The following is a 24,825-nucleotide window of genomic DNA, read 5'->3' as shown; positions in this document are numbered from 1 at the left end:
AACGCACGCGGCGTCAGCCGCCCGGTGCGTCCGAGTCGCCACGGCCAGGACCCTTGCCGCCACGCGGCGTGTGCGAGCCGGTGGTCAGGACCGCCATGCGCTCGCGGTACTCCTCGGTGTCGATCTCGCCTCGGGCGTAGCGCTGAGCCAATACCTCGGTCGCCGACGGACCGGCCGGCTCCGAGGGTCCGCGGCCGTGTGTGGCGCCGCGTGCCAGGAACCACACCACCGCGACGATCGCCGCGATCAGGAGCAGCATCATCACCGACCCCCACACCCAGTTCCAGCCGTCGTCCTCGTACATGTGTCCCACGTGGCGTGCGGGCGCCACCGTCAGGGTCGAAAGCGCTTCCATCGCCCTCACCTTCCTCGGATGCCGAACCGGCTTCCGTGTTCATGCTGCGTCGAATGTTCGACCAGCACCGGAGCCGACCGGCCCACCCGACAGGGCCGATCGACCCTTACGAGGAGGTATCGCCGCGTCGGACGCTGGGGGCGTGGACGAGGCGGATCCACCCCACGCCGAGGGGACGCCTCGGGCGGACGGATCGACGGAGAGCGATGTGAACTCCGCAAGGACGCAGACGACGGAACCGAAGCGGGTCTTGACGCAACACGATTCGATTCCCAGGGTGAGCGACGTCATGAGCGCGCCGGTCGCGTACGTGTCCCTCACGGACACCCCGCGCAGAGCCCGCGAGTTGATGCTCGCGCTCGGACTGCGCCATCTCGTTGTGATCGATCCGGGCAACGGCGAGGCCGTGGGGGTGCTCCGTGACCGGGACCTCGCCGAACCGCGGGCGCTGCACCGCTGCCGGCATCTGGGATGGGGTCCCCGTAGCGTCACCGAGCTCCTACGGCGGTGCGTGCCGATCGTGCGACCGGAGATCGACGCGCTCACAGCCGTCGAACGCATGCTCGACGCGAGCGTCGACGCGCTGATCGTCTCCGGTCGATCCCGACTGCCGCTCGGTATCGTCACCAACCACGACCTGGTACGTGTCCTGACTCGGATCCACGACGAGGGCGCGGCGGGATAACCGCGGGGGCGGGGTTGATCGCGGATCTACGTGCGTACCCGGCGCGCGGTTCTTGTTCCGTCCGCCCCGGGGCTACCGTGGAGAGGGTCGCGGCCTATCTCATGGATCCGAACCGAGTGCGTGATGCCTTCCGTTCGCCCACCGAAATCCTGGACGAGGCTGCGGAGCGGATGAACGAATCCGCCGTCGCGCGCACCCCGACCATCCTCGGAACGGGCCACGGCGACAGGCGCCCACGAGCACGCACCGCCACCCGCACGGCCGCCGGGGTCGCCTACGACACCGAGGCCGGGGCCGTGCCGTAGTCGGCGTTGCGCATGACGTGGTCGGCACGCCCATCAGAGGTTCCACGCCGATCAGGTCCGGGCCGTGTCCGTTGCGTTCGGGGTCTTCGTGCCGGCGTCGTCCGCGGCCGGCCCCAGTGTCTCCGTGACGGGTCGGCGAGGGGTCTGGGCTCCGGGAGGCCCGTACCCCATCCGCAGCACCATCTGGACGTGACCGGGGCCGGTCCGCGGGTCGCGCAGGGTGGCACGGGTGTCCGGCCATTCGACGGCCTGATGCAGGACCGACATACGCAAGCCGTGGACGGTCGCCAGCAGCCATACCCGCTCCATGGCCTGCCCCGCGCGCAGCCAGTCTTCCGGACGGTCGAAGTGTGTGGTCAGGGTGGCCACCTGGGGCAGTGCCTCGAAGCGCTGCGTGGAGGTGGGAAAGGCGGGCGGGTGCCCGGTGAAGGCGCGCACCGGCACCCGGGCGTCGTGGTCCTGTGGGCCCAGGGCCGCACGCGGGATGCCGTCGGTGGTGAGTTCCTCGAGGCGCAGCCATGTGCGGGTTTCCGCCTGCCGGGCGAGGTCCGCGGCCGTGCGTCGTTCGGCCTCGGCCGTCAGGTTCAGCACGCGGCGGGCGTCGGCCTCCTCCAGCACGTCCAGGACCGCGCCTTCCGCCGCGGCGGCGGTGATGAGTTCACCGACGACGCGTTCCGGCACGTCACGGTTGGCGAATGGCAGTCGGCTGGAGTGCCGGTCACCGATCGCCGGGTAGAGATCCGGACCGTACGGCTGCGAGTCGTGGGTGAATCGACTCAGGTCGAGGACGGCCGCCGCAGGCGGTTTGCTTCCCTCGGGCAGCAGCGTCACGTGCGGATCCCGGCCCAGTCGTCCGGCGGCGACGCGCATGTTGAAAACGGCCGCGCCGACCGAGATGTACAGGGCCCGACCATCGGGATCGGTGAGCGGAACGGCACGCGTCTTGTCCGCGTACACCGTGATCCCGCGATCGTCTTTCGTGGCTCGGAAGTACCACGGTTGGCTGTTGTGGAGTGAGGGTGCCGCGCCGCCCGCGGCAGCCAGATGCCGCATATCCGCGGGACTCAGGGATGCGTTTGCCATATCGATCTCTCCCCACGGCCCATCGGTGCGGCCGTATGCCGGGAACGGCGCGTCGGGGCCGCCTCCGCGGGGCCGGCGCCGGATATGACCAGTTTCGGGGATTCGGCCCGGGGGCCACAGGGCCGGACGTCCCCGAAGGACCCGGGTCATGAGTCCCATGCGCGACCCGGTGCGGCGAGAAGCGGCCGACCCGATGTGCCGCGTCGAGCCGCCGCTCGGTCGGCCCGGGCCGTTCGGCCCTGTGCGAGCACGAGTCGTCGGCGCATTCTGGGGTTGGCGGCCGGCGAAAGCCCTGCCGCCGCCGTGAACTCGGAAAGTCGGAAAGGGGAGCGGCGACATGGAGGCGCGGGATGTCGGCGCCCGCGGTATGCGTACGTCCGGACTGGACCGTGGCCGGCGCGGCCCGCCTCATGGCGGTGCACGACATCAAGCGACTCCCGGTGGTGGACGAGGACGACCGGCTACAGGGCATCGTCAGCCGCGGTGACCTGCTGCGCGTCTTCCTACGCGACGACGACGCCATTCGCGACGAGATCGATCAGGACATCCTGCGGCGAATGTTGCGCCTTGCCCCCTCCGAGGTGACGGTCGAGGTACACGAGGGGCAGGTCACCCTCGGGGGATCCGTCGAGTTCAAAAGTCGAATCCCCATCATCGAACGACTGTGCCACAGCGTCGACGGCGTGGTCTCGGTACACGAGCACATCGCCTACCGCACCGACGACACCCACGATTAGTCCGGCGCCATGTGACACCTTCGAATCCGTCGCTCCTACCGCTCCGCTTGAGCGGGACCGCGATGAACGACGGCACGGCACGGGGTCGCCGACAGGACCTTCGGCCCGGGCGTACGGCACCATCGGCCCTGTGCTCCATGGTCCGCCGCCCACGACGCTGGAAGACGAAGGCACACGCTCGACCATCCCGCATGGGGGCGAGACTCATGAGCACCGATACCTCCGCGCGTGGGCGCGCCGGGCGATCATGGGTGGTGACGCGCCCCGGGCCGATCGACACCCATCCCCTCGAACTCGTCGAACACGAGCGCGCGGAGCCGGGCCCGGGGGAGATCCTGGTGCGGGTGGAGGCGTGCGGCGTGTGCCGTACGGACCTGCACCTCGCGGAGGGCGACCTGGCGCCGCACCGGGCGAACACCGTCCCCGGGCACGAAGTGGTGGGCGTCGTGGAGTCCGTCGGCACGCGCTTCGTCTCCGGTGATCGCGTCGGCATCGCCTGGCTTCGCCACACCTGTGGGAAATGCCGCCACTGCCGAAGCGGCGCCGAGAACCTGTGCCCCGATTCGACGTACACCGGTTGGGACGCGGACGGCGGGTTCGCCGACGTCGCCTCGGTGCCGGAGGACTACGCGTACGCACTGCCCGCCGATCGTGACGCCGAACACCTGGCGCCGCTGCTGTGCGCGGGCATCATCGGCTACCGGGCCCTGCGGCGCGCCGACCTTCCACCCGGTGGCAGGCTCGGCATCTACGGTTTCGGCGCGTCGGCCCACCTCGCCGCACAGATCGCCCTGGCGCGGGGCGCGTCCGTCCATGTCATGACCCGCTCCGCACAGGCCCGCCGACTGGCGCTGGAACTCGGCGCCGCCACCGCCGGAGACACCTACGACTCCCCACCCGAACCGCTGGACTCGGCCATCGTTTTCGCCCCCGTCGGCGACATCGTGCCGGCCGCCTTGGCGGCACTCGACGCTTCCGGAACCGTGGCGGTGGCGGGCATACACCTGACCGACATTCCGCCGCTGAACTACCAGCGGCATCTGTTTCGGGAACGAAATCTGCGCAGCGTCACCGCGAACACCCGCGACGACGGCGTCGAGTTCCTACGCCTGGCGAGGGAGATCGACCTACACGTGACGACCACCCCCTACCCCATGGGCCGCGCGGACCGCGCGCTCGCCGATCTCGCCGCGGATCGAGTGCACGGCGCGGCGGTCCTGATCGCCGATTGACCCGGAGAATCTCGAACAACCTCGAATCCGAGCAGGTGAATCATGTCCACGACACACATTCATCCAGGGCGAGCGACGCCCGTTCCGGCGGTTCGCGAGGTGATGCATGGCCCCGTTGTCGCCGTCGCCGGCCAGGACACCCTGTGGCAGGCCATGGATCGTATGCTCACGGCCCATCTGCGCCACGTGGCCGTCGTCGACGAGGGCCACGCCGCGGGCTTGCTCAGCGACCGCGACCTCGCGTCGGTGTGGGCCCTCGACCCCCTGGGACTCAAGCACCGCACGGCAAGTGACGTGCTCGGATCCGAACCCTGTCTCGTCACCCCCGACATCGACGTGATCAGCGCGAGCGAGCGACTTCTGGGAGCCGGCGTCGACGCCCTCCTGGTGGTGGACGAGACGACTCGCCCCGTGGGCGTACTGACCGACCACGACCTGCTCGACGTACTGGTGGACCTGTACGGGAAGCGCGACGATCACGGGGAGCGTGGCCCTCGTCATCCGAATATGCTTCCCGATTGACCTTCGGGTGCGACGGACCTGCCGACCTCGCGAGAGGCCCGCGCCGTCGTTTAGCATGCGCGGGGAGCGACCCCCGGTCGGTCCGGCGATGTCCCTACCGTGACGGAGTTCGTGATGCGGGGCCCGAACGGAGACCAGGAGCCCACGGCATATCAGCGGTGGGAGAGCGCGATAACCCCGTGGCTGACTCTCCTGGCGGCCGTTTCGTTGACCACGTTCGTCCTGAGTGAGGCGTTGCAGGCCCGCGAGCGCCCGGTGCTGTGGATCGAGTACGGGGTGTGGGCCGCCTTCCTGACCGACTACCTCGTCAGGCTCGGACTCAGCCGGGACCGCTGGAGGTTCGTGCGCGCCCACCCGCTGGATCTTGCCGCAGTCGCGATGCCCGCGACGCGGGTGTTGCGCCTGATCGCGGTGATCGGCCGGGTCGGGGCTGTCGCCCGCAGCGGGCGCACCGGCCGCCTGTTGGCGAGCACCGTCGTGTTGGTCCTCACGATCCTGGTCGCCGGCGCCGCCGCCGTCCTGGAGCCGGAACGCCGTGCCTCGGACGCGAACATCACGGGTTACCCGGATGCTCTGTGGTGGGCGATCAGCACGATCACCACTGTCGGGTACGGCGATCTGCACCCGGTCACCACCGAGGGTCGCCTGGTCGGTGCGGTGCTGATGGTGGTGGGCATCGGCATGATGGGCGTGGTCACCGCGACCATCGCCACGCGGTTGATCCTCCCCGAGCAACAGGCCGAGGAACGCCTCGAATACGCGCGTCTGGACAAACGCCTGCAGGCCATGGAGGAGCAACTGCGTCGCCTGAACGATCATTTGGGCGCCCATCCTCGACCCGATTCCGTCGTCGACGTCCCCGCCCGACAGCCCGACCGCCCCTCCGCGCAGTGAAGGCAAGGATCGAACCGCCCGTCGGTTCCCCGCGCGTGCGGAGGGTTCGGGCGCTGCCGAAGAATCCCTCAGTCGACACGCGAGCCGATTTCTCGCGAGATTCGCCGTGCGAGGGGTTCCACCGCCGCAGCCACGGCCCCGGTCATGCCGTTCCCCGGGCCGGTGTCGGCGCTCTCGACCGCATAGACGACCAAACGCCCGGGCAGGCGGTCCAACACGCGGGCTAGTTCGACGGCTTCTCCGAGGCCGAGGCCGTGGGAACTCGTCGTATCGCCGGACGGGGGCAACCGCTCCGCGTCGAGTACCAGGCGGTGCACACGCCCCGGCCGTCCGGGGTGGGCGTGGGCCGCGTCGACCACGACGGCGAGATCGGCGTCGTCCCACAACGCGATCAGCCGAGCGGGATCGCCGTCGCACGTGCGCAAGGCGACACCGGCCGGCAGCGGGGACGTGGCGGCCTGCTCGGCCAAGCGGGCCACGACCGCCCATCCCACGCCGTCATCGCGCCGATACTCGTTGCCGACACCGATGACGACGATTCGTACGCTCACGTCCATGACACCTCCCCTCCCCACCACACCCTCCGGACGGTCGGTTCGGGCCCGAACGAGGGAACGATTGGCCCACCTGGACCAGGAATGATTGCGACAGGTCACGGAAGTGACACACATCGTGACGATACTGATGCGGGATCGGATCGCGATGCGGAGGTCGGCGAATGATGCGGTGCGACGACGCGGTGATCGACAAGGACGGTCTGGACGCCCTGATCACCATCCTCGCCCGCCGGGGGCGCACCGTCATCGGGCCGACCGTCCGCGACGGCGCGATCACCCTCGCCGAAGTCTCCGGCGGCACGGACCTGCCCTACGGCTGGGGAGTGGAACTGGAAGCCGGACGCTATCGACTCGTCGCACGCGAGGACGGCGCCGTGTTCGCGCACAGCGCGGGCCCACAGTCGTGGAAGACGTTCCTGCATCCGCCGCGGGTACGGGAGTGGAGCGCCGACCGCACCGCCGACGGCGGCATGGTGGTGACGCCCGACGACACCCCGGCGCCGGCGTACGCGTTCCTCGGCGTGCGTCCCTGCGACCTGCGAGCCATCGCCGTTCAAGACCGGGTTCTGACCGGCGGCCGATACAGCGACTCGGCCTATCGCCGCCGCCGGGACCGCGTGTTCCTGGTGGCGGTGGAGTGCACCGAGCCGGGGGCCACCTGCTTCTGCGTGTCGATGGGGTCCGGCCCCGCCGTGGAACAGGGCTACGACCTCGCGCTCACCGAAGTGCTCGACGCCGACGGCCACCGCTTCCTGGTCCGGGCCGCAAGCGGGGAAGGAGCGGCGGTCCTCGCCGAACTGCCCGGCCGCGTCGCCGACTCCGCCACCCGCTCCGCCGCCCGGGAGCGGGTCGCCGATGCGGCCGACCGCATGGGTCGAACGATGCCACTCGTCGACCTGCGCACACTGATGCGCGAGACCCTGGACGCCGAGCGCTGGGACGACGTGACGGCCCGTTGCCTGACCTGCGGCAACTGCACGATGGTGTGCCCGACCTGCTTCTGCACCACCGTCGAGGACGTCACCGACCTCACCGGCGACCACGCCGAACGATGGCGACACTGGGAGTCCTGCTTCGACCGGGACTTCACCCATCTTTCGACCGGCCCGGTCCGCGACTCCGCACGCAGCCGATACCGGCAGTGGGCCACCCACAAACTCGGCACCTGGCACGACCAGTTCGGCAGCTCCGGTTGCGTTGGATGCGGTCGCTGCATCGTGTGGTGCCCCACCGGCATCGACATCACGGAAGAGGCCCACGCACTGCATCGGGAACGCGAGCAGGGCCGGCGACGGGAAGTGGGATGAGCGTGGCCCGGTACGGCTTCCTCGGCGCCCTCGCGCCCCCGCACCGCGAGCGGTTGCTCGCCTTCGCGCGGGAGGTGCGCTTCCCCGCCGAGACCCGCGTCTTCGAGGAGGCAGGCCCCGCCGACCGATTCTGGCTCGTCCGCTCGGGACTGGTCGCGCTGGACATCCACGTCCCGGGCCGCCGCGCAACCGTCGTGGAGACCCTGGGGCAAGGCGAACTGCTGGGCTGGTCCTGGTTGTTCGAGCCCTACCGATGGCACCTCGGCGCGCGGTGCCACGCCGGCGTCACCGCGTACGAGTTCGACGCCGAGCCGATCCGTGCCGCCTGCGAGGAGGACACCGACTTCGGACTCGCGCTCACGCACGGCGTCGCCGAGGTCATCGCACGCCGACTGAAGGCGACTCGCACCCGCCTGCTGGACCTGTACGGACCTCCCGGCAGCGGCGGCGCGACACCATGACCACGCCCGTCCCGTACCGCGTGGTGGCGCGCCGGGTCGATACGCCGGACACCGCGACGATCGCCCTGGAACCCGTCGGAGCGGCCCTTCCGCCCTTCGACCCCGGCCAGTTCGCCATGGTGTACGCCTTCGGCGTCGGCGACATCCCCCTGTCGGCCTGCGGCATCGACGGCCCACGCCTGACGCACACCGTCCGCGCCGTCGGAGCCGTCTCCAGCACGCTGCACGGCATGCGCGTCGGCCAAACCGTCGGGGTGCGCGGCCCCTTCGGCACCGGGTGGGACCTGTGCGAAGCCGAAGGACGCGACCTCCTCGTGGTGGCCGGGGGTATCGGCCTGGCGCCGCTGCGCCCCCTCGTACTGGCCGCACTCGCCGCACCCGAACGCCACGGACACCTGAACGTACTCGTCGGGGGACGGACACCCGGCGAACTGCTCTATCCCGACGAGCCCTGGCAGACCGCGGCTCGGGTCCGCGTCACCGTCGACCGCGCCGGCCCCGAGTGGACGAAAGACGTCGGCCTGGTCACGACGCTGATCGACCGGGCCGAATTCGATCCGCCGCGGACGGCGGCGTTCGTCTGCGGGCCCGAACCGATGATCCGGGCCACCGCCGCCGACCTCATGCACCGCGGCGTTGCCCAGGATCGGATCCGGGTCTCGCTGGAGCGCACGATGCACTGCGGCACCGGACACTGCGGCCACTGCCAACTCGGTCCCTTGCTGCTCTGCCGCGACGGCCCCGTCGTCGACTGGATCCATGCCGAACCTCTGCTCGCGGTCCGGGAGTTGTGACGATGCCCGACAACGACACGCCGGGTGGCGGCCATCCGCGCCCAAAACTCGCCGTATGGAAGTTCGCCTCCTGCGACGGCTGCCAACTCACCCTGCTGGACTGCGAGGACGAACTCCTCGGCATCGCCGCGCACGTCGATATCTCACACTTCCTCGAAGCGTCCAGTGCCGTCGCGCCCGGACCCTACGACCTGTCCCTGGTCGAGGGATCGGTGACCACCGAGCAGGACATCGAGCGGATCCGGCACGTGCGAGCCGTCTCACGCCGCCTGGTGACGATCGGCGCCTGCGCGACCGCCGGCGGCGTCCAGGCCCTGCGCAACTACGCCGACGTCGCCGAATTCCAGGCCGTCGTCTACGCCCGACCGGACTACGTCGCCACCCTGGCCACCTCCACCCCCATCGCCGCCCACGTCCCCGTCGACTTCGAGTTGCGTGGTTGCCCCATCGACCGCGGCCAGTTGTTGGAAGTCATCACCGCCCACCTGGCCGGCCGCACGCCCGGTGTACCGCGACACAGCGTCTGCTTCGAGTGCAAGCAGCGCGGCACGACCTGTGTGACCGTGGCTCACGGCACCCCCTGTCTCGGTCCGGTCACCCACGCCGGATGCGGCGCGCTGTGCCCCACGTTCGGGCGCGGCTGCTACGGCTGCTTCGGCCCCTCCGACTCCACCAATTTCCCCGCTTTCATTCCGCTGCTTCGACGCGACGGCATGGACACCCTCGACGTGGTGCGTGTGCTGCGCACCTTCAACACCGCCGCCGAGGAATTCGACGCGGCCTCCCGCGAGGAGGAAGAGTCCCGGTGACCCATCGCGGCTCGCGTGTGCTGCACGTCGGTTCACTCACCCGAGTGGAGGGCGAGAGCGCGCTGCACCTGGACCTGCACGGCGACCGGGTCGTCGAAGCCCGGTTGGCCATCTACGAACCCCCACGCTTCTTCGAGGCGTTCTTGCGCGGACGCTCCTACACCGAACCACCCGACATCACCTCCCGAGTCTGCGGGATCTGCCCCGTCGCCTATCAGTCGAGTGCCTGCCGCGCGGTCGAGGACGCCTGCGGTGTCGTGGTGGACGGACAACTCGCCGCTCTGCGACGCCTGCTCTACTGCGGCGAGTGGATCGAGAGCCAGACTCTGCACATCCACCTGCTCCACGCCCCCGACTTCCTCGGCCGCGACAGCGCCATCGACCTGGCCCGCACCCATCGCGACGACGTCGAACGCGGCCTGCGGCTCAAACAGGTCGGGAACGCGATCCTCGAACTGCTCGGCGGCCGGGCGATCCACCCCGTCAACGTCCGCCTCGGCGGCTTCCACCGCGTCCCGTTCCCGGCCGAACTACGACCCCTGGCACAGACGTTGCGCCGAGCCCGGGACGACGCCGCGCAGACGGTGCGCTGGGTGGCCGGCTTCGAGTTCCCCGACGCCGGCTGCGACCACGACCTCCTCGCCCTGGCGCAACCCGGCAGCTACGCCATCGAGGCCGGCACGCCGACGCTCATGCCGGCCCCGCACACCGCCGGCCTGCGCCCGGACAGCGACCGGGCACTGCCCACGCGCACCTTCGCCGTCTCCGCGTTCGACGACCACGTCGTCGAACACCCGGTGCCGCACTCCACCGCGCTGCACTCGCGGCTCGACGGCCGCCGCCACCTGACCGGTTCACTCGCCCGCTACGCCATCAGCGGGCGTTGGCTGTCCCCGCTCGCGCTCCAAGCCGCCCTGGAGGCGGGACTCGGCGACCCCCGACAGGGCACGGTCTGCCGAAATCCCTACCGCAGCATCATCGTTCGCGCCGTCGAGGTGCTCTACGCCGTCGACGAGGCACTGCACCTGATCGAATCCTATGAACCCCCTCCGCGTGCCGCCGTCGACGTACCACCGCGCGCCGGCACGGGCCACGGCGCCACCGAAGCGCCACGCGGCCTGCTCTACCACCGCTACACCCTGGACGCACAAGGGACCATCACCGATGCCTCTTTGGTCCCACCCACCGCGCAGAACCAGGGGGCGATCGAAGAGGACCTGCGCCGCCAGGTCCAGGACCGACTGGCCGGCGGCGACGCGACCGACGCCGCGCTGACCACCCTGTGCGAACGGGTCATCCGCAACCACGACCCGTGCATCTCCTGCTCCGCCCATTTCCTCGACCTGACCGTCGACAGGACCGGCACCGCCCTTTGACGGCACGCACTGCGGCGAACGGGGGAGTCCGGGGCCACGTCGCGGCATGGCGAGTGCCTCAGTGGAGGCCTCGGTGAGGGTGTCGACCGGGTTGCCGAAGACCACCTCGTGCTTCGTCGGCACGTGCGGAAACCGTTCACCCGATCCCGCGAGCGTCCCCGCCAGGCGGATCCGCCCTTCTCTCATCTGCTCGGCCCGGACGTCGGTGGTAGTGACCGGCAGTCGATCGAAGCGCCGTACATGCCGACAGCGAGGCGCCACGCAGTGTGGCCTCCTCGCAGGCGAACGCCACCGCCGATACCGAGGCCTGCGAGCCATCCACGCCCACGACGACGGTCGCGGGCGCGAAAGTGTGGGCGATCAGCGGGACCGCGACGGCACGAGCGGTCATGACCTACCAGACCAATGACGATGATGGGGGCGTCGGGCCGACTGTCCCGCAGCGCCGCGCGGATGCCAGGGCTTCGGCTTCGTCCAGGATGCGCAGCCCGGCGATACGCAGGGCCTCCTCGGTCGTCCGTCCTGTGTCGATCGCGAACGACTCGGCCGCGGGCCGTTTGCACACGAACGACGCACGAGGCGACTCGGGACGTGCTCGGGGCCGGACAGGGTCCGCGGTCACCGGGTCATCCGGCCCTGTTGCCTGGGACCGGTCCCATGTTGGTCTGGTAAGTGTCGACGACTCTCGGGGGACGACATGGAGTGTTCTTTCGCGACTCGCATCGGCGGGTCGCAAACCCCCAGGAGGTGGGTATCGTGCCACGCATCAGGGTCGTCAAGAAGCCCACACGCCCGCGCACCGTGCCGCCGATTGATCTGCGGACTCCATCGGGGCGGCTCCTGCGCTATTGACCGCGTCCACCCCGTCAACGCGGGCACGAGTGCGTGGGCGGGACGGGAAGACCACCGGGCATCCCATCCCCGCCTCCGGGGCGGGCACGGACTCGACGAACCCGCCTGCGGTCGGGTCCCTCCCAGCGCACGGTGACGATGTCGCCGGCGGCCCTCGTCCGCGTCCGCGAAAGGGGGACCCGGCGCCTTGCGGACGAGATCCTCACCGTTCGAGACCGACGGGCCGACGACGGGCGGACGGTCGTACGAACACGACACGACCGACCGTCGCGCCCACCGGGGTGCCGGTCGTCGCGTCGTCCTGGCCGATGACGTCCTCGTCGCAACGGACAGGGATGGCAGGGACCTTCGAGGGGTCTGTACGCGTCGTGGGCCGAGGGTGCGGAAGCGGGCCCTACTCGGGTGCACTTGAGTACGCGTACTCCTCGCGGACACCGAGGCCACCCGGGTCGACGGCCACGACGCCTGGTACTCCGAGGGCCAGTGCGTCCTCCTGGGCACCGATCGGCCGCCGCTGCGCACCCGCGTTACCTTCATCGACACCGGCGGCGACGCCGTTCTCTTCACGGACAGCGCGAGCTCGCCCGCACGACGGGACGAGATCGCCATGATCACCAAAAGCCTGCGGATCCAATAGACCAACGCCGTTGCAACCCGCGCGAGGAGCTGAAGTCGGTCACCGACGCGGGCGGCAACACCCGGACGTACACCTACGACTTCCTCGGCCGCGTCATCGGCACCACCGACGCCCGCGGCCCATCGGCACCCGCACGACCGTCCCCGCCGCAGAGGGAAAAATCGCCGGGATCTACGACGGTCGGGCCGGCCCGAGCGGGCCGCATGGATCCGGCGGCGTGCCCCTGGGTCGCGCCGCCGGACCCGTGGTCACGCCGACGTCAGAACTTGACGTCCGAGCACGAGTAGAACGCGTTGTTGGTGTCCGCCACGTCCCAGACGGCGAAGACCACCGCGCGGCCGGTGCGTCCGGCCGGCAGCGTGCCGGTGTGCGAGGTGAGCGCGGCCGGCAGCGCACCCTGGTAAGGCACCGTCAGGAACGGCGTGCTCTCCAGCTGAGCGCGGGTGATGGGTGTGGTGGGGTCCCAACTCGGCTTGGTGATGTAGTACCGGAAGGAACTGGTCGAGTGGCGCGCCGTGATCTTCCAGTTGAAGGTCGTGGAAGCGCCCGAAGTCACGGTCGTGGCAGGCCAGTTGCCGCCGCGCGGGTCGTCGAGCGGAGACCAGCGACCGTCGGCGCCGGCGCACAGCTTGCCGTCGGCCGGGCCACGCGACGGGTAACCCTTGGGGCCCTCGACGCTCATCGGCTCCCACTGGATCTGGCCGCAGTTCCTGACCGTGCCGTTTCCGCACAGCGCGGAGCGGCTGGCCGGGCCGGTGACGAACCCGTGGGACGCGGCGGGACTCGCCAGCATCAGCGGGGCGGCGACGGCGGATGCCGCCAGCGTCGACACGGTCGACACGATGGTCCTCTTGCGCATGGAGCTCTCCTCGTGGATGAAGACATGCGGAGACGATCGAACCGCTCGGGCACCGACAGGAGCGGTGACGGGGACGTCGCACGGTGTCCGAGCATGATGTGCCGGGGACGTACGCCCTCAAGGTAGAAGGACCGGATCCCCCTGGGCAATGGTCTGGACCATTCTCGTTTGGGAGAGTCGCGGTGAACCGGTTCGCGTGACGTTCGAAAGACGATATTTGCAGGACAATAGCTGCTTTGCCCTATTGGCATCGTGTCCTATATAGAGCGTCGTATATGGAACGTGCACCCCGGAACGCCCAGGGCCTCGCACGGCATTCTCGCCGGGCGTGACGGCTCCCCGTGATCGTCGAGAACGGCTACGCCGCCGGGACGACCAACCGCATCGCCGAACACGCCCGGATCTCCATCGGATCACGCCCGCACCCATCGGCCCTCTCCGGATCGGCGCCGTCGCGGGGCGGACGCGGCGCGACTCGTCCGAACGGACCGGATGTGAGGCGCGTTGCGTGTCGGACTGATAGGAAGATCCGAGAGTCCGTTATATCGGACAAGTAACCTTTGAGGAGGTGTCCTCATGCGCGCCACGTCCGAGAACCCCACAGGGCACTCGACCGCCGCCACGCCGGTCGAGGAAGCGTCCCCGATCCATATCCTCTGGATCAACGCCGGCCTCAGCTGCGACGGCGACTCCGTCGCGCTGACCGCCGCGATGCAACCGTCGATCGAGGAGATCGTCACCGGCGCGCTGCCCGGATTGCCGCCGATCGCCGTGCACTGGCCGCTGATCGACTTCGAGTGCGGACCGGTCCAGGGCGCGGACACCTTCATCGAGTGGTTCTTCAAGGCCGAACGGGGCGAACTCGACCCGTTCGTGCTGGTGGTCGAGGGATCCATCCCGAACGAGTCGATCAAGACCGAGGGATACTGGAGCGGGTTCGGCGACGATCCGGCCACCGGCCAGCCGATCACCACCAGCGAATGGCTGGACCGGCTCGCGCCCAAGGCCACCGGCGTCGTGGCGATCGGCACCTGCGCCACGTACGGCGGAATCCACGCGATGGCCGGCAACCCCACCGGTGCGATGGGCGTTCCCGACTACCTGGGCTGGGACTGGAAGTCCAAGGCGGGTCTGCCGATCGTGTGTGTGCCCGGGTGCCCGATCCAGCCGGACAACTTCGCCGAGACGCTGACCTACCTGCTCTACCAACTCGCCGGGTCCGCGCCGATGATCCCACTGGACGACAAGCTGCGCCCGACCTGGCTGTTCGGCGCCACCGTGCACGAGGGCTGCGACCGCGGTGGCTACTACGAGCAGGGTCAGTTCGCCCACGAGTACGGCTCGCCGCTGTGCCTGGTGAAGCTCGGCTGCTGGGGCCCGGTCGTCAAGTGCAACGTGCCCAAGCGCGGCTGGATCAACGGCGTCGGCGGTTGCCCGAACGTCGGCGGAATCTGCATCGCGTGCACGATGCCGGGCTTCCCGGACAAGTTCATGCCGTTCATGGACGAACCGCCCGGCGGCAAGATCTCCTCGACCACCAGCGGTGCGTACGGCGTGGTGATCCGCAAGCTGCGCTCGATCACCGCGAAGACCGTGGACAGGGAACCCAAGTGGCGCCACAGCGGGCGCGCGCTGACCACCGGCTACCGCCCGCCCTGGTGAGCGGATCGCCTTCGCGTAGTCCCCGATCCCGCGGCCGGCCCCAAGCGTGCCGCAGTCCTCACCGCAGAAGGGCACAACACACGATGGCACCCTCGACCAAGACGGCCGGTGACGGCAGCGGCCTGACCGAGATGTCCTGGGACCCGATCACCCGGATCGTCGGCAGCCTGGGTATCCACACCAAGATCGACTTCAAGCGGAAGCAGGTCGCCGAGTGCTACAGCACCTCGTCGGTCTTCCGCGGCTACAGCGTGTTCATGCAGGGCAAGGACCCGCGCGACGCGCACTTCATCACCAGCCGGATCTGCGGCATCTGCGGCGACAACCACGCCACCTGCTCGGTTTACGCGCAGAACATGGCCTACGGCGTCAAGCCGCCGCACCTGGCCGAGTGGATCATCAACCTCGGCGAGGCCGCCGAGTACATGTTCGACCACAACATCTTCCAGGAGAACCTGGTCGGGGTGGACTACTGCGAGCGTATGGTCCGTGAGACCAACCCCGGCGTACTGGACATGGCCGAACGCACCGAGGCGCCGCACGCCGCCGAACACGGCTACCGCACCATCGCCGACATCATGCGCTCGCTCAACCCCATCGAGGGCGAGTTCTACCGCGAGGCGCTGGCGGTCAGCCGCTACACCCGGGAGATGTTCTGCCTGATGGAGGGCCGGCACGTACACCCCTCCACGCTCTACCCGGGCGGCGTGGGCACCGTCGCCTCGGTGCAGTTGTTCACCGACTACCTCTCCCGACTGATGCGCTACGTCGAGTTCATGAAGCGCGTCGTTCCGCTGCACGACGACCTCTTCGACTTCTTCTACACCGCCCTGCCCGGCTACGAAGAGGTCGGACGGCGGCGGGTGTTGCTCGGATGCTGGGGTGCGCTCAACGACCCCGACCACTGCGACTTCACCTACCGGAACATGACCGACTGGGGCCGTCGCATGTACGTCAGCCCCGGCGTCGTGGTCGACGGCAAGCTGATCACCAACGATCTGACCGAGATCAACCTGGGCATCCGAATCCTGCTCGGCAGCTCCTACTACCAGGACTGGGAGGGCCGGGAGCCGTTCGTCACGCACGACCCGCTGGGCAACCCGGTCGACCCGCGCCACCCGTGGAACCAACACACCATCCCCGCCCCACAGAAGCGGGACTTCGACGGCAAGTACAGCTGGGTCATGTCGCCGCGCTGGTTCGACGGCACCGACTACCTCGCCCTGGACACCGGCGGCGGCCCGCTCGCCCGACTGTGGTCCACCGCGCTCAACGGACTGGTCGACACCGGCTTCGTCAAGGCCACCGGGCACAGCGTGGTGATCAACCTGCCCAAGTCGATGACCAAACCCGAAACCACCTTCGAGTGGAAGATCCCGCAGTGGAGCAACGCCCTGGAGCGCAACCGCGCGCGCACCTACTTCCAGGCGTACATGGCCGCCATGGCGGTGTACTTCGCGGAGAAGGCACTCGACGAGGTGCGCTCGGGCCGGACCAAGACGTGGGAGAAGTTCGAGGTGCCCGAGCAGGCGGTCGGCGTCGGCTTCACCGAGGCCGTGCGCGGCGTGCTCTCGCACCACATGGTGATCCGGGACGGGAAGATCGCCAACTACCACCCGTACCCGCCGACCCCGTGGAACGCCAGCGTTCGCGACACCCTCGGCACCCCCGGCCCGTACGAGGACGCGGTGCAGAACACGCCGATCTTCGAGGAGAACCCCCCGGAGAACTTCAAGGGCATCGACATCATGCGAGCCGTGCGCAGCTTCGACCCCTGTCTGCCGTGCGGTGTTCACATGTATCTCGGCGACGGCAAGACCCTGCAGAAGCTGCATGTGCCCACCGGGCTGAGCGGACTGAGCGGATGAACGCCGAACAGACCGGACTGCGGGTCGAGGAGATCCTGACCCGTCTCGGCGACAGCGCCGACCCGAAGGTGCGCGTCGGTGCCGAGGAACTGGTCCGCGCCCTGATGGACTTCTACGGCACCGGCCTGGCCCGGCTGGCCGCGCTGCTGCGCGACGCCGGCGCGGATCGACGCGCCGTGCTCGACGACGAACTGGTCACCGGTCTGCTCGTCCTGCACGACCTGCACCCCGACGACGTGCCCACGCGGGTCACGCGAGGCCTCGCGGCGCACCCCGAACACCGAGCCGAGTTCCTCGACTACGACGAGCACAGCCGGACCCTGCGACTGCGGATCACCGCCACGAGCGGCGGATGCGGATGCGCGAGCGCGAGTGGGAACGCCGCAGGCTCACCCGAGGGTGTGGAAGGGCTCCTGGCCGGCTACGCACCCGAGGTCGAACGGATCGAGATCGAGGACGCCCCGGCCGTGTCGCCCGAACCCGTGCTGCTTCAGATCGGCACCCGACCGGCCGATCCGGCCCGGGCGACACGGTGAACGCGCCGTTCCCGACGACCGCTCGACCGGCGGGAGGGCTGCGCCGATTCCGCCTCCCGACCGGGCCGCGCCCGGAACGCTGCGAGCTGTGCGCCCAGGAGGTCGGTGCCGGACACCGCCACCTCGTGGACACCGACGCGCGGGTCCTGGCCTGCGCGTGCCGGGGCTGCGCCATGCTCTTCGAGCGGCGCGGCGCGGCCGGCGGTCGCTACCGGGCGGTGCCCGAGCGCTACCTCGCCGACCCCGGGCACAGCCTGGACGAAGCCGCCTGGGACGCCCTGCAGATCCCGGTCGGCCTGGCGTTCTTCCTGCGCAACGCCGCGCTCGACCGGCTGATCGCCCTCTACCCGAGCCCGGCCGGCGCCACCGAGAGCGATCTGGACCCACAGCTGTGGCAGGCGGTGCTCGGCGAGAGCCGGCTCGCCGAGCTGCTGCGTCCCGACGTCGAAGCGCTGTTGTTGCGCCGCACCGACGGGTCGAGCGAGTGCTTTCTGGTCCCGATCGACGTCTGCTACGAGCTGGTCGGCCGGATGCGCCTGCGGTGGCGGGGCTTCGACGGCGGCGCCGAGGCCCGTGAAGACCTGGCCGCGTTCCTCGCCGACGTCCGTTCGCGCGCGCGGGTACCCGGAGGGGACGAAGCACCGTGACCGAGCTGGACTTCTCCTGCGTCGGCGTGCGCGCGGACGGGTACGCGGCGGGCCCCACGCTGGTCTTTCGGCTGCGGATCACCGCCGCCGAGCGGTCCCGGGTGCACGCGCTCGCGTTGCGTGTCCAGATGCGGATCGAGCCCGCCCGGCGTCGCTACGGGACGGTCGAGGGCGCCCGGCTGGGCGTGCTGTTCGGCGAACGTTCCCGCTGGGGCGGCACGCTCCACCCGATCGAGTTCGCCCAGGTGGCGTCGAACGTGCCGGGCTTCACCGCGGAGACCGAGGTGGATCTGGCGGTGCCGTGTACCTACGACATGGACATCGCCTCGTCCCGCTACTTCCACGCGCTGGACGAGGGAGAGGTGCCGCTGCTGATGCTCTTCTCCGGGACCGCGTTCACCGGCGCGGGTGGCTTCCGGGTGGAACCGGTGCCCTGGCACAAGGAGACCGCCTATCGCATGCCGGTCACCGTATGGCGGGAAATGGTCGAGCAGCACTTCCCCGGTTGCGGCTGGTTGCGGCTACCGCGCGAGGAGATGGACGCGCTGCTCGCCTACCGGGCTCGGCACGCGTTGCCCTCCTGGGAGGCCACGATGCGGGCGCTGCTGGCGAGCGCGGAGCCGGACACCGCGCCCGTGCGGGCCTTCGGTGTTCGCCGTGATCGCCCCGGCGCCTCGGACCGCACCCGCCTCACCGAGGGGAGTGAACGATGACGCTGTTCGAGCCCGCGATCCAGGAGCGGTTCGCCGTCGCGCGACAGATCGCCGACGCCGTGCTCTTCGAGGGCTATGTGCTGTACCCGTACCGGGCCTCGGCCGCCAAGAACCGGATGCGCTGGCAGTTCGGCGTGCTGGTGCCGCCCGCCTGGGGGCAGGGCAGCGGCGAACATCACGACCAGCGCACCGAGTGTTTGATCGAGCCTCGCGCGCAGGCGAACCTCTCGATCGAGCTGCGCTTCCTGCACGCCCAGCGGCGCACGGTGGAACAGGTCGGCGCCGACGGCGAGTTCGCGGCGGCCGAGGCGCTGGAGCTGCCTGATCGGGTGCTTGTCCCATGGGACGAGGGCGTCGAGGAGCGGGTCGAACTGGTGCTGCCGGTCGCGGCGTCGGCAGGGGACGGGTTGGTCCTGCCGTTCGATCGGGCCGAGCGCGAGGAGACCGAGACGGTCGAACTCGACGGCCGCGTGTGCGGGCGACTGGTCCGCCGACGGGCACGGGTCGAGGGGGAGATCCGGGTGCGCACCACCGAAATGCCCGGCCCGTACCGCACACTCAAGCTGACCGTCGAGGTGGCCAACACCAGTGGGTGGACGCCCGACGCGGGTGCCGACCGGGACGCCGCGCTGCCGTATGCGCTGGTGTCGGCACATGTGCTGCTCGGCCTGGACAACGGCTCGTTCCTGTCCGTGACCGACCCGCCCGAATGGGCCCGGGCCGCCGTCGCGACGTGTGCGAACCTACGGACCTGGCCGGTGCTGGCCGGAGAGCGGGACGACGTGATGTTGTCCTCGCCGATCATCCTGGAGGATCACCCGCGGGTGGCCCCGGAAAGCCCCGGCGTGCTCTACGACGCGACCGAGATCGACGAGATCCTCGCGCTGCGCACCTCGGCCCTGACCGAGCGGGAGAAACGCGAGGCACGCGGCACCGACGCCCGCGCGGGCGCCGCCGTGGACCTGGTCGACTCGCTTCCCCCGGAGGTGTGGGACCGGTTGCACGGCACGGTGCGGGCGCTGCGTGAGAGCACCGGGTCGGCCGGGCCGACGACCCTGATCGAACCGGGCACATCCGATCCGGGCACGTCGGGAACCGACCGGCCCTGGTGGGACCCGGCAAGCGACGCCGGATTCGATCCCGCCTCGGATCGGGTGCCGGTCGACGGGCGTTCGATCGGTCCCGGCAGTCGGGTTCGGCTGCGGCCGGGGCCGCGCCGTACCGACGCCCAGGACCTGTTCCTGCACGGTCGGGACGCCTTGGTCGAGGCGGTGCTGCACGACGTCGACGGCGCGGTGCACCTCGCGGTGACCGTGGACGGCGACCCCGGCGCCGACATCCGGCGGGCCCAGGGCCGGTTCCTGTATTTCCAACCGGATGAACTCACGGTCCTGGAGGACACGTGATCGGTCACGGTCCGCCGGCCGAGGGCGTCGAGCGGGTGCTCGTCGCCGGAGTCGGCAACATCTTTCTCGGTGACGACGGCTTCGGGGTGGAGACCGTCGCCAGGCTGACCGGGCACCCGTTGCCGGATGGTGCCGAGGTGGTCGACTTCGGCGTGCGCGGCGTGCATCTGGCCTACCAACTCCTGGAGGGCTACGACACGTTGATCCTGGTGGACGCCACCGCGCGTGGCGGCGAACCGGGCACCGTGTACCTGATCGAGGCCGCCGTGCCGGGCTCGGTCGAGACCGGTACGGCGCTCGTGGACGGCCATCGCATGGGGCCTGACGCGGTCCTCGCGCTGCTGGGCACGCTGAGCGCGGGTACCGGCGGCATCCCGCCTCGCCGGGTGCTGGTCGTCGGCTGCGAACCGGCCGACCTGGACGAGCGGGTGGGGCTCAGCCCACCGGTCGCGGCGGCCGTGGACGAGGCGGTCGCGCTGATCCTGCGGGTGCTGCGCCGGCAGGAGCCCATCGAATCACCGACCGGTGCGCCGGACGCGCCGGACGCGGTCGATGTCCGACCCGCCGCCGCGGACGCGGTGCGCGGTCTCGAGTCTGGAGAGGTGCCGACGTGCGAAGGATTCTGATCGGCGCAGTGGCCCTGTTCGGGCTTGTCGCGTTCGCGAACCGGGCGGACATTCGACGCTATCTGCGGATGCGAGCCATGTAGCCCGCCCCGCGAGGCATCCCCTCGACGGAGCCCCGCACTGCGGCGAACGGCGTACGTGCGGCGTCGGACACGGCGTGGGTGCCCGTGCGCGGCGCCGTCGGGGCCTGTAATGGAGCGCGGGCCCGTCGACTCGGTGAGCCGGCGGCGGTGGATCGTCGAGCCCGGGAGAGGGTCGATGCACGAGATGTCGATTGCGTTGGCCGTCATCGAGCAGGTCGAGGCGGTCGCCGCGCGAACCGGGGAGCGGGCCGCGCTGACCGTTCGGCTGCGGGTCGGCGAACTGGCCGGGGTGGTTCCCGACGCGCTGGCCTTCGCGTTCGAGGTCGCGCGCGCCGAGACGGTGCTGCGCGACGCGGAGTTGGTGGTCGAAGGCGTCCCGGGCCGGGCCCGCTGCGGCATGTGCGCCGTCGAGTGGGCGGTGGGCGTGCCACCCGACCTGTGCTGCCCCGAATGCGCGGGCGCGAGCACCGAACTGCTGTGCGGGCGCGAATTGCAGATCGTCGACGTGTGCTGGGCGGATCCGGTCCAGGCCGTCGGATATGCCCAGGCCACCCAGGAGGGTTGACTTAACATGTGCCGAGTCGACGAGTTGCGGCAGGCGGTGCTCGCCCACAACGATCGCGGGGCGAACGACCTGCGCGCCGAACTGGCCGCACGCGGGGTGATCGCCGTCAACCTGCTGTCCAGCCCCGGCAGCGGCAAGACCGCCCTGCTGGAGGCGGAGTTGCGCCTGGCCGGCGAACGCGCGGTGCCGGTCGCGGCGTTGACCGCGGACCTGGCCACCGACAACGACGCGACGCGGTTGGCCCGGTCCGGGGCACCGGTCAAGCAGATTCTCACCGACGGGCTGTGCCACCTGGAGGCCGCGCAGTTGCGTCGACAACTCACGGGCTGGCTGCCGGCGAAGACTCGCGTGCTGTTCGTGGAGAACGTCGGCAATCTGGTCTGCCCGGCCTCCTACGACCTGGGCGAGAGCCTGCGGGTCGCGCTCGCTTCGGTGACCGAGGGGGAGGACAAGCCGCTCAAGTATCCGTCCGCGTTCGGTCTGGCGAACCTGGTGGTGGTGACCAAGATCGACCTCGCCGAGGCGGTCGAATTCGACGAACACGCCTTCCTGGCCAACGTCCGACGGGTGAACCCCGGGGTCGAGGTGCTGCTCACCTCGACCAGGACCGGTCAAGGTGTCGGCGACCTGTTGACGCGCGCGGTCGCGGTGCTCGACGGCGGGGCGGTGCACACGCCGGTCATGGCACGGCACGCGGCGGACGGACCTACACACGCGCACGGATCGCCCGACACCGGGCCGGGGACCGGGAACGGCCCCGGGTACCGGCCCGGTCGTGAACCCGGGCATGAGCACGGGCACGCACACACGCACGAGATCGACCCGCGGCCGGTTCCGGCGCGGGAGCCGTCTTGACCGCCGCCGGGCCGACCCGGGTCGCGCAGCGGCGTCGGATCTTCGTGCGCGGCACCGTACAGGGCGTGGGCTTTCGGCCGTTCGTCTACACGCTGGCCACCGAGCTGGGTCTGGCCGGACACGTCACCAACACCGGTGCCGGCGTGCTCGTCGAGATCGAGGGCGGGCCGGCCGAGGTGGCCGCGTTCTGCCGGCGGATCGACACCGAGGCACCCGCGCTGGCCTCGGTCGAGTCGATCACCCATGAGGAACTCGCGATCGGCGGCGACACCGGATTCACGATCGTGGCTTCCGTGCCGCCCGAGCCGGGCGCCGCGCACCGCACCCGGATTCCGCCGGATGTCGCCACGTGCGCTCGTTGCCTGGCCGAACTCGAGGACCCCGCCGATCGCCGTCACCTGCACCCGTTCATCACCTGCACCGATTGCGGCCCGCGCTTCACCATCGTCACCGCGCTGCCGTACGACCGCGCGCACACCACGATGGCCGACTTCCCGATGTGCCCCGACTGCGCCCGCGAGTACACCGATCCCGGCGACCGACGCTTCCACGCGCAACCCATCGCGTGCCACGCCTGTGGACCCCGGCTGTCCCTGGTCGACGCGGACGGGGCCCCGATCGGCTTCGGCACCCTGGACGAGGCCCGGCGAATGCTCGCCCAAGGGGCGATCCTGGCGGTCAAGGGCATCGGCGGCTACCACCTGGCCTGCGACGCGGCCGACGAGGACGCGGTGCTACGGCTGCGCGAGCGCAAGGGGCGCGGCGACAAACCGTTCGCCCTGCTGGCTCGCACGCTCGCCGAGATCGAGCCGCACGCCGCGATCACGGACGCGGAAAGGGAGTTGCTCACCGGCGCGGCCCGGCCGATCGTGCTGCTGCGGCGGCGCCCCGCGGCCCGAGCCGCGCTGTCGGAGGCGATCGCCCCGCGCTGCCCCGATCTGGGCTTCATGTTGCCGTACACACCCCTGCACCACCTGCTCCTGGGGCTGCTCGACGACCGGGCCGGGCCACGCCTGCTCGTACTCACCAGCGGCAACGCGGCCGGCGAGCCGATCGTGACCGACGACGACGAAGCGCTGACTCGGCTGGCGACACTCGCGGACGGCTGGCTCACCCACGACCGACCCATCCGGGTGCCGCTGGACGATTCGGTGGTGCGGGTGGTGGACGGCGAACCACTGTTCGTCCGACGCTCGCGAGGCTGGGCGCCGCTGCCGATCCGGCTGCCGGTGGAGGTGCCCGCGACGCTCGCCGTGGGCGGGGACCTGAAGAACACGTTCGCGCTGGCCGAGGGCCGCGAGGCGTGGCTGTCCGGGCACGTCGGCGACATGGACGACCTCGCCACGCAAGATGCCTTCGAGCACACGATCGAACACCTGGGCGCGATCACCGGCGTGCGTCCGCAAGTGCTGGTCGCCGATCGCCATCCGGGCTATCGCTCCACCGGGTGGGCCCGGCGCGCCGCGGCCCAACGGCCGGTGCGGCTGGTCCAACACCATCACGCGCACATCGCCGCCGCGATGGCCGAACACGAACTGGACGGCGCCGCGCCGGTGTTGGGCGTGGCCTTCGACGGGACCGGCTACGGTGACGACGGCGCGGTGTGGGGCGGCGAGTTCCTGCTCGCCGACTACGCCGACTTCCATCGGGTGGCGCACCTGCGCTACGTGCCGTTGGCCGGCGGCGACGCCGCGGTGGCCCGGCCGTACCGGATGGCGCTGGCTCATCTGTACGCCGCCGGGATCGAATGGTCCGAGGATCTGCCCTGTGTGCGGGCCGGTTCCGACGAGGAACGCCGGGTGTTGGCGCGTCAACTCGAACGCGACCTGAACTGTGTGCCCACCTCCAGCATGGGCCGGCTCTTCGACGCGTTCGCGTCGCTGATCGGCGTCTGCCACCTGGCCGGCTACGAGGCACAAGCGGCGATCGAGTTGGAGGGCGCGGCCGTTCGGCGGCCCGGATCGGTTCACGGGTACACGTTCGCGCTGCTTCCGGGCGACGGCGAGGCCGATCCCCTGATCGCCGACCCGGGCCCGGTGTTCGCGGCGGCGATCGCCGACCTGCGGGCCGGCCGCGACCCGGAATTGCTCGCGGCGCGCTTTCACCGCGCGGTGGTCGATCTGGTGGTCGCGGTGGCCGAGCACACACGGGAGCGGTACGGGCCGACCCCGGTTGCGCTCACCGGCGGCGTATTCGCCAACGCGATCATTTCCTCCGCCTGCGGACGGGCGCTGTGCGAACGGGACTTCACCGTGCTGCGCCATCGCCTGGTGCCGCCGAACGACGGCGGGCTGGCGCTGGGCCAGGTGCTGGTCGGGGCCGGTCGGCGGGCGCCGAGCGAGTCGAGCCGCCCGTGAGCGTGCGCCCGATCACCCATGAGTCGACGACGCGCGAGCGTG

General features: G+C 70.5%; 27 protein-coding genes and 2 pseudogenes. 24 read left to right on the top strand and 5 right to left on the bottom strand.

Annotated features, from left to right (window positions below; translation table 11 throughout):
• Window positions 1–13 precede the first annotated feature (13 nt).
• The gene (locus ACFXKZ_RS34655; RefSeq protein WP_380005889.1) at window positions 14–355 is read right to left on the bottom strand and encodes an SHOCT domain-containing protein; all 342 of its coding nucleotides are present in this window, start codon (window positions 353–355) and stop codon (window positions 14–16) included.
• Window positions 356–632: 277 nt separating this feature from the next.
• Between ACFXKZ_RS34655 and ACFXKZ_RS34650 the strand changes: the two genes are divergently transcribed.
• Window positions 633–1,040: an HPP family protein gene (locus tag ACFXKZ_RS34650; RefSeq protein WP_380005887.1), complete on the top strand. Its 408-nt coding sequence runs from the start codon at window positions 633–635 to the stop codon at window positions 1,038–1,040.
• Window positions 1,041–1,156: 116 nt separating this feature from the next.
• Window positions 1,157–1,345 carry a hypothetical protein gene (locus ACFXKZ_RS34645; RefSeq protein ID WP_380005885.1) on the top strand — a complete coding sequence of 63 codons (189 nt, stop codon included), beginning with the start codon at window positions 1,157–1,159 and terminating at the stop codon, window positions 1,343–1,345.
• 51 nt (window positions 1,346–1,396) lie between these two features.
• Here ACFXKZ_RS34645 and ACFXKZ_RS34640 read toward each other — a convergent pair whose 3' ends face one another.
• Complete coding sequence (locus ACFXKZ_RS34640; RefSeq protein ID WP_380005883.1) at window positions 1,397–2,428, bottom strand: Acg family FMN-binding oxidoreductase; 1,032 nt, start codon at window positions 2,426–2,428, stop codon at window positions 1,397–1,399.
• A gap of 350 nt (window positions 2,429–2,778) precedes the next feature.
• Between ACFXKZ_RS34640 and ACFXKZ_RS34635 the strand changes: the two are divergent.
• The 4 genes and pseudogenes from ACFXKZ_RS34635 to ACFXKZ_RS34620 all read left to right on the top strand — a co-directional run.
• Window positions 2,779–3,165: pseudogene (locus ACFXKZ_RS34635) on the top strand (CBS domain-containing protein); the annotation flags it as partial.
• A 206-nt stretch (window positions 3,166–3,371) separates the two neighbouring features.
• The gene (locus ACFXKZ_RS34630) at window positions 3,372–4,397 is read left to right on the top strand and encodes a zinc-dependent alcohol dehydrogenase family protein (protein ID WP_380005881.1); all 1,026 of its coding nucleotides are present in this window, start codon (window positions 3,372–3,374) and stop codon (window positions 4,395–4,397) included.
• Window positions 4,398–4,499: 102 nt separating this feature from the next.
• Window positions 4,500–4,919: a CBS domain-containing protein gene (locus ACFXKZ_RS34625; protein WP_380005879.1), complete on the top strand. Its 420-nt coding sequence runs from the start codon at window positions 4,500–4,502 to the stop codon at window positions 4,917–4,919.
• 114 nt (window positions 4,920–5,033) lie between these two features.
• Window positions 5,034–5,813: a potassium channel family protein gene (locus ACFXKZ_RS34620; RefSeq protein ID WP_380005877.1), complete on the top strand. Its 780-nt coding sequence runs from the start codon at window positions 5,034–5,036 to the stop codon at window positions 5,811–5,813.
• 68 nt (window positions 5,814–5,881) lie between these two features.
• Here ACFXKZ_RS34620 and ACFXKZ_RS34615 read toward each other — a convergent pair whose 3' ends face one another.
• A complete protein-coding gene (locus ACFXKZ_RS34615; RefSeq protein ID WP_380005875.1) occupies window positions 5,882–6,370 on the bottom strand; it encodes a hydrogenase maturation protease in 489 nt (162 codons plus the stop codon).
• Between the two features lie 161 nt (window positions 6,371–6,531).
• On the opposite strand from ACFXKZ_RS34615, the gene ACFXKZ_RS34610 reads away from it, so the two are divergent.
• From ACFXKZ_RS34610 to ACFXKZ_RS34590, 5 genes are read left to right on the top strand one after another with little or no spacing between them, the layout of a single operon-like run.
• A complete protein-coding gene (locus ACFXKZ_RS34610) occupies window positions 6,532–7,677 on the top strand; it encodes a 4Fe-4S dicluster domain-containing protein (protein ID WP_380005873.1) in 1,146 nt (381 codons plus the stop codon).
• Window positions 7,674–8,138, top strand: a complete 465-nt coding sequence (locus ACFXKZ_RS34605; protein ID WP_380005871.1) for a cyclic nucleotide-binding domain-containing protein — start codon at window positions 7,674–7,676, stop codon at window positions 8,136–8,138. Before ACFXKZ_RS34610 ends, ACFXKZ_RS34605 begins: the two co-directional genes overlap by 4 nt.
• Window positions 8,135–8,932 carry an FAD/NAD(P)-binding protein gene (locus ACFXKZ_RS34600; protein ID WP_380005869.1) on the top strand — a complete coding sequence of 266 codons (798 nt, stop codon included), beginning with the start codon at window positions 8,135–8,137 and terminating at the stop codon, window positions 8,930–8,932. Before ACFXKZ_RS34605 ends, ACFXKZ_RS34600 begins: the two co-directional genes overlap by 4 nt.
• A 2-nt stretch (window positions 8,933–8,934) precedes the next feature.
• Complete coding sequence (locus ACFXKZ_RS34595; protein ID WP_380005867.1) at window positions 8,935–9,741, top strand: oxidoreductase; 807 nt, start codon at window positions 8,935–8,937, stop codon at window positions 9,739–9,741.
• Window positions 9,738–11,117 carry a Ni/Fe hydrogenase subunit alpha gene (locus tag ACFXKZ_RS34590; RefSeq protein WP_380005865.1) on the top strand — a complete coding sequence of 460 codons (1,380 nt, stop codon included), beginning with the start codon at window positions 9,738–9,740 and terminating at the stop codon, window positions 11,115–11,117. The genes ACFXKZ_RS34595 and ACFXKZ_RS34590 overlap by 4 nt, the downstream gene beginning before the upstream one ends.
• A 136-nt stretch (window positions 11,118–11,253) precedes the next feature.
• Here the strand turns inward: ACFXKZ_RS34590 and ACFXKZ_RS34585 are convergent, their stop codons facing one another.
• Window positions 11,254–11,508, bottom strand: a complete 255-nt coding sequence (locus ACFXKZ_RS34585) for a universal stress protein (RefSeq protein WP_380005863.1) — start codon at window positions 11,506–11,508, stop codon at window positions 11,254–11,256.
• A gap of 863 nt (window positions 11,509–12,371) precedes the next feature.
• Between ACFXKZ_RS34585 and ACFXKZ_RS34580 the strand changes: the two genes are divergently transcribed.
• Entirely contained in the window at window positions 12,372–12,893 is a 522-nt protein-coding gene (locus ACFXKZ_RS34580; RefSeq protein ID WP_380005861.1) for an RHS repeat domain-containing protein, read from the top strand.
• On the opposite strand, the gene ACFXKZ_RS34575 is transcribed toward ACFXKZ_RS34580, so the two are convergent.
• Window positions 12,866–13,465: a lytic polysaccharide monooxygenase gene (locus ACFXKZ_RS34575; protein WP_380005859.1), complete on the bottom strand. Its 600-nt coding sequence runs from the start codon at window positions 13,463–13,465 to the stop codon at window positions 12,866–12,868. The two genes, ACFXKZ_RS34580 and ACFXKZ_RS34575, sit on opposite strands and share 28 nt — an antisense overlap.
• A 341-nt stretch (window positions 13,466–13,806) precedes the next feature.
• Here ACFXKZ_RS34575 and ACFXKZ_RS34570 point away from each other — a divergent pair.
• From ACFXKZ_RS34570 to hypF, 12 genes and pseudogenes are all read left to right on the top strand, one after another.
• Window positions 13,807–13,881: pseudogene (locus ACFXKZ_RS34570) on the top strand (TetR/AcrR family transcriptional regulator); the annotation flags it as partial.
• Window positions 13,882–14,041: 160 nt separating this feature from the next.
• Window positions 14,042–15,127, top strand: a complete 1,086-nt coding sequence (locus ACFXKZ_RS34565) for a hydrogenase expression protein HypE (protein ID WP_380005857.1) — start codon at window positions 14,042–14,044, stop codon at window positions 15,125–15,127.
• Between the two features lie 83 nt (window positions 15,128–15,210).
• On the top strand, window positions 15,211–16,995 hold the full coding sequence (locus tag ACFXKZ_RS34560; protein WP_380005855.1) for a nickel-dependent hydrogenase large subunit: 1,785 nt from the start codon (window positions 15,211–15,213) through the stop codon (window positions 16,993–16,995).
• Window positions 16,992–17,531 (top strand): hypothetical protein, encoded by a 540-nt coding sequence (locus ACFXKZ_RS34555; RefSeq protein ID WP_380005853.1) that lies wholly within the window; start codon window positions 16,992–16,994, stop codon window positions 17,529–17,531. Before ACFXKZ_RS34560 ends, ACFXKZ_RS34555 begins: the two co-directional genes overlap by 4 nt.
• Window positions 17,528–18,178 (top strand): DUF5947 family protein, encoded by a 651-nt coding sequence (locus ACFXKZ_RS34550; protein ID WP_380005851.1) that lies wholly within the window; start codon window positions 17,528–17,530, stop codon window positions 18,176–18,178. Before ACFXKZ_RS34555 ends, ACFXKZ_RS34550 begins: the two co-directional genes overlap by 4 nt.
• Window positions 18,175–18,891 carry a DUF6084 family protein gene (locus ACFXKZ_RS34545; protein ID WP_380005849.1) on the top strand — a complete coding sequence of 239 codons (717 nt, stop codon included), beginning with the start codon at window positions 18,175–18,177 and terminating at the stop codon, window positions 18,889–18,891. The genes ACFXKZ_RS34550 and ACFXKZ_RS34545 overlap by 4 nt, the downstream gene beginning before the upstream one ends.
• A complete protein-coding gene (locus ACFXKZ_RS34540; RefSeq protein ID WP_380005847.1) occupies window positions 18,888–20,297 on the top strand; it encodes a hypothetical protein in 1,410 nt (469 codons plus the stop codon). The genes ACFXKZ_RS34545 and ACFXKZ_RS34540 overlap by 4 nt, the downstream gene beginning before the upstream one ends.
• Entirely contained in the window at window positions 20,294–20,923 is a 630-nt protein-coding gene (locus ACFXKZ_RS34535) for a hydrogenase maturation protease (RefSeq protein WP_380005845.1), read from the top strand. Before ACFXKZ_RS34540 ends, ACFXKZ_RS34535 begins: the two co-directional genes overlap by 4 nt.
• Complete coding sequence (locus ACFXKZ_RS34530) at window positions 20,908–21,006, top strand: DUF6893 family small protein (RefSeq protein ID WP_380005843.1); 99 nt, start codon at window positions 20,908–20,910, stop codon at window positions 21,004–21,006. Before ACFXKZ_RS34535 ends, ACFXKZ_RS34530 begins: the two co-directional genes overlap by 16 nt.
• A 175-nt stretch (window positions 21,007–21,181) precedes the next feature.
• On the top strand, window positions 21,182–21,571 hold the full coding sequence (locus tag ACFXKZ_RS34525) for a hydrogenase maturation nickel metallochaperone HypA (protein WP_380005841.1): 390 nt from the start codon (window positions 21,182–21,184) through the stop codon (window positions 21,569–21,571).
• A gap of 6 nt (window positions 21,572–21,577) precedes the next feature.
• On the top strand, window positions 21,578–22,426 hold the full coding sequence (gene hypB, locus ACFXKZ_RS34520) for a hydrogenase nickel incorporation protein HypB (protein ID WP_380005839.1): 849 nt from the start codon (window positions 21,578–21,580) through the stop codon (window positions 22,424–22,426).
• A complete protein-coding gene (gene hypF, locus ACFXKZ_RS34515) occupies window positions 22,423–24,783 on the top strand; it encodes a carbamoyltransferase HypF (protein WP_380005837.1) in 2,361 nt (786 codons plus the stop codon). Before hypB ends, hypF begins: the two co-directional genes overlap by 4 nt.
• Window positions 24,784–24,825: the final 42 nt, after the last annotated feature.

It is taken from the genome of Embleya sp. NPDC059237 (genome assembly GCF_042754105.1).
Lineage (GTDB): Bacteria > Actinomycetota > Actinomycetes > Streptomycetales > Streptomycetaceae > Embleya.
The sequence above is the reverse complement of the archived record's forward strand: the minus strand, read 5'-3'. Positions and strand labels throughout refer to the sequence as shown.

What these genes read in the sequence shown, in the direction of transcription:
- ACFXKZ_RS34615 (WP_380005875.1), bottom strand. Translation starts at nt 6,370, where the DNA reads ATGGACGTGAGCGTACGAATCGTCGTCATCGGTGTCGGCAACGAGTAT.
- ACFXKZ_RS34565 (WP_380005857.1), top strand. Translation starts at nt 14,042, where the DNA reads ATGCGCGCCACGTCCGAGAACCCCACAGGGCACTCGACCGCCGCCACG.
- ACFXKZ_RS34640 (WP_380005883.1), bottom strand. Translation starts at nt 2,428, where the DNA reads ATGGCAAACGCATCCCTGAGTCCCGCGGATATGCGGCATCTGGCTGCC.
- ACFXKZ_RS34655 (WP_380005889.1), bottom strand. Translation starts at nt 355, where the DNA reads ATGGAAGCGCTTTCGACCCTGACGGTGGCGCCCGCACGCCACGTGGGA.
- hypB (WP_380005839.1), top strand. Translation starts at nt 21,578, where the DNA reads ATGTGCCGAGTCGACGAGTTGCGGCAGGCGGTGCTCGCCCACAACGAT.
- ACFXKZ_RS34625 (WP_380005879.1), top strand. Translation starts at nt 4,500, where the DNA reads ATGCATGGCCCCGTTGTCGCCGTCGCCGGCCAGGACACCCTGTGGCAG.
- ACFXKZ_RS34610 (WP_380005873.1), top strand. Translation starts at nt 6,532, where the DNA reads ATGATGCGGTGCGACGACGCGGTGATCGACAAGGACGGTCTGGACGCC.
- ACFXKZ_RS34540 (WP_380005847.1), top strand. Translation starts at nt 18,888, where the DNA reads ATGACGCTGTTCGAGCCCGCGATCCAGGAGCGGTTCGCCGTCGCGCGA.
- ACFXKZ_RS34575 (WP_380005859.1), bottom strand. Translation starts at nt 13,465, where the DNA reads ATGCGCAAGAGGACCATCGTGTCGACCGTGTCGACGCTGGCGGCATCC.
- ACFXKZ_RS34595 (WP_380005867.1), top strand. Translation starts at nt 8,935, where the DNA reads ATGCCCGACAACGACACGCCGGGTGGCGGCCATCCGCGCCCAAAACTC.
- ACFXKZ_RS34630 (WP_380005881.1), top strand. Translation starts at nt 3,372, where the DNA reads ATGAGCACCGATACCTCCGCGCGTGGGCGCGCCGGGCGATCATGGGTG.
- ACFXKZ_RS34620 (WP_380005877.1), top strand. Translation starts at nt 5,034, where the DNA reads ATGCGGGGCCCGAACGGAGACCAGGAGCCCACGGCATATCAGCGGTGG.
- ACFXKZ_RS34525 (WP_380005841.1), top strand. Translation starts at nt 21,182, where the DNA reads ATGCACGAGATGTCGATTGCGTTGGCCGTCATCGAGCAGGTCGAGGCG.
- ACFXKZ_RS34600 (WP_380005869.1), top strand. Translation starts at nt 8,135, where the DNA reads ATGACCACGCCCGTCCCGTACCGCGTGGTGGCGCGCCGGGTCGATACG.
- ACFXKZ_RS34560 (WP_380005855.1), top strand. Translation starts at nt 15,211, where the DNA reads ATGGCACCCTCGACCAAGACGGCCGGTGACGGCAGCGGCCTGACCGAG.
- ACFXKZ_RS34555 (WP_380005853.1), top strand. Translation starts at nt 16,992, where the DNA reads ATGAACGCCGAACAGACCGGACTGCGGGTCGAGGAGATCCTGACCCGT.
- ACFXKZ_RS34585 (WP_380005863.1), bottom strand. Translation starts at nt 11,508, where the DNA reads ATGACCGCTCGTGCCGTCGCGGTCCCGCTGATCGCCCACACTTTCGCG.
- ACFXKZ_RS34605 (WP_380005871.1), top strand. Translation starts at nt 7,674, where the DNA reads ATGAGCGTGGCCCGGTACGGCTTCCTCGGCGCCCTCGCGCCCCCGCAC.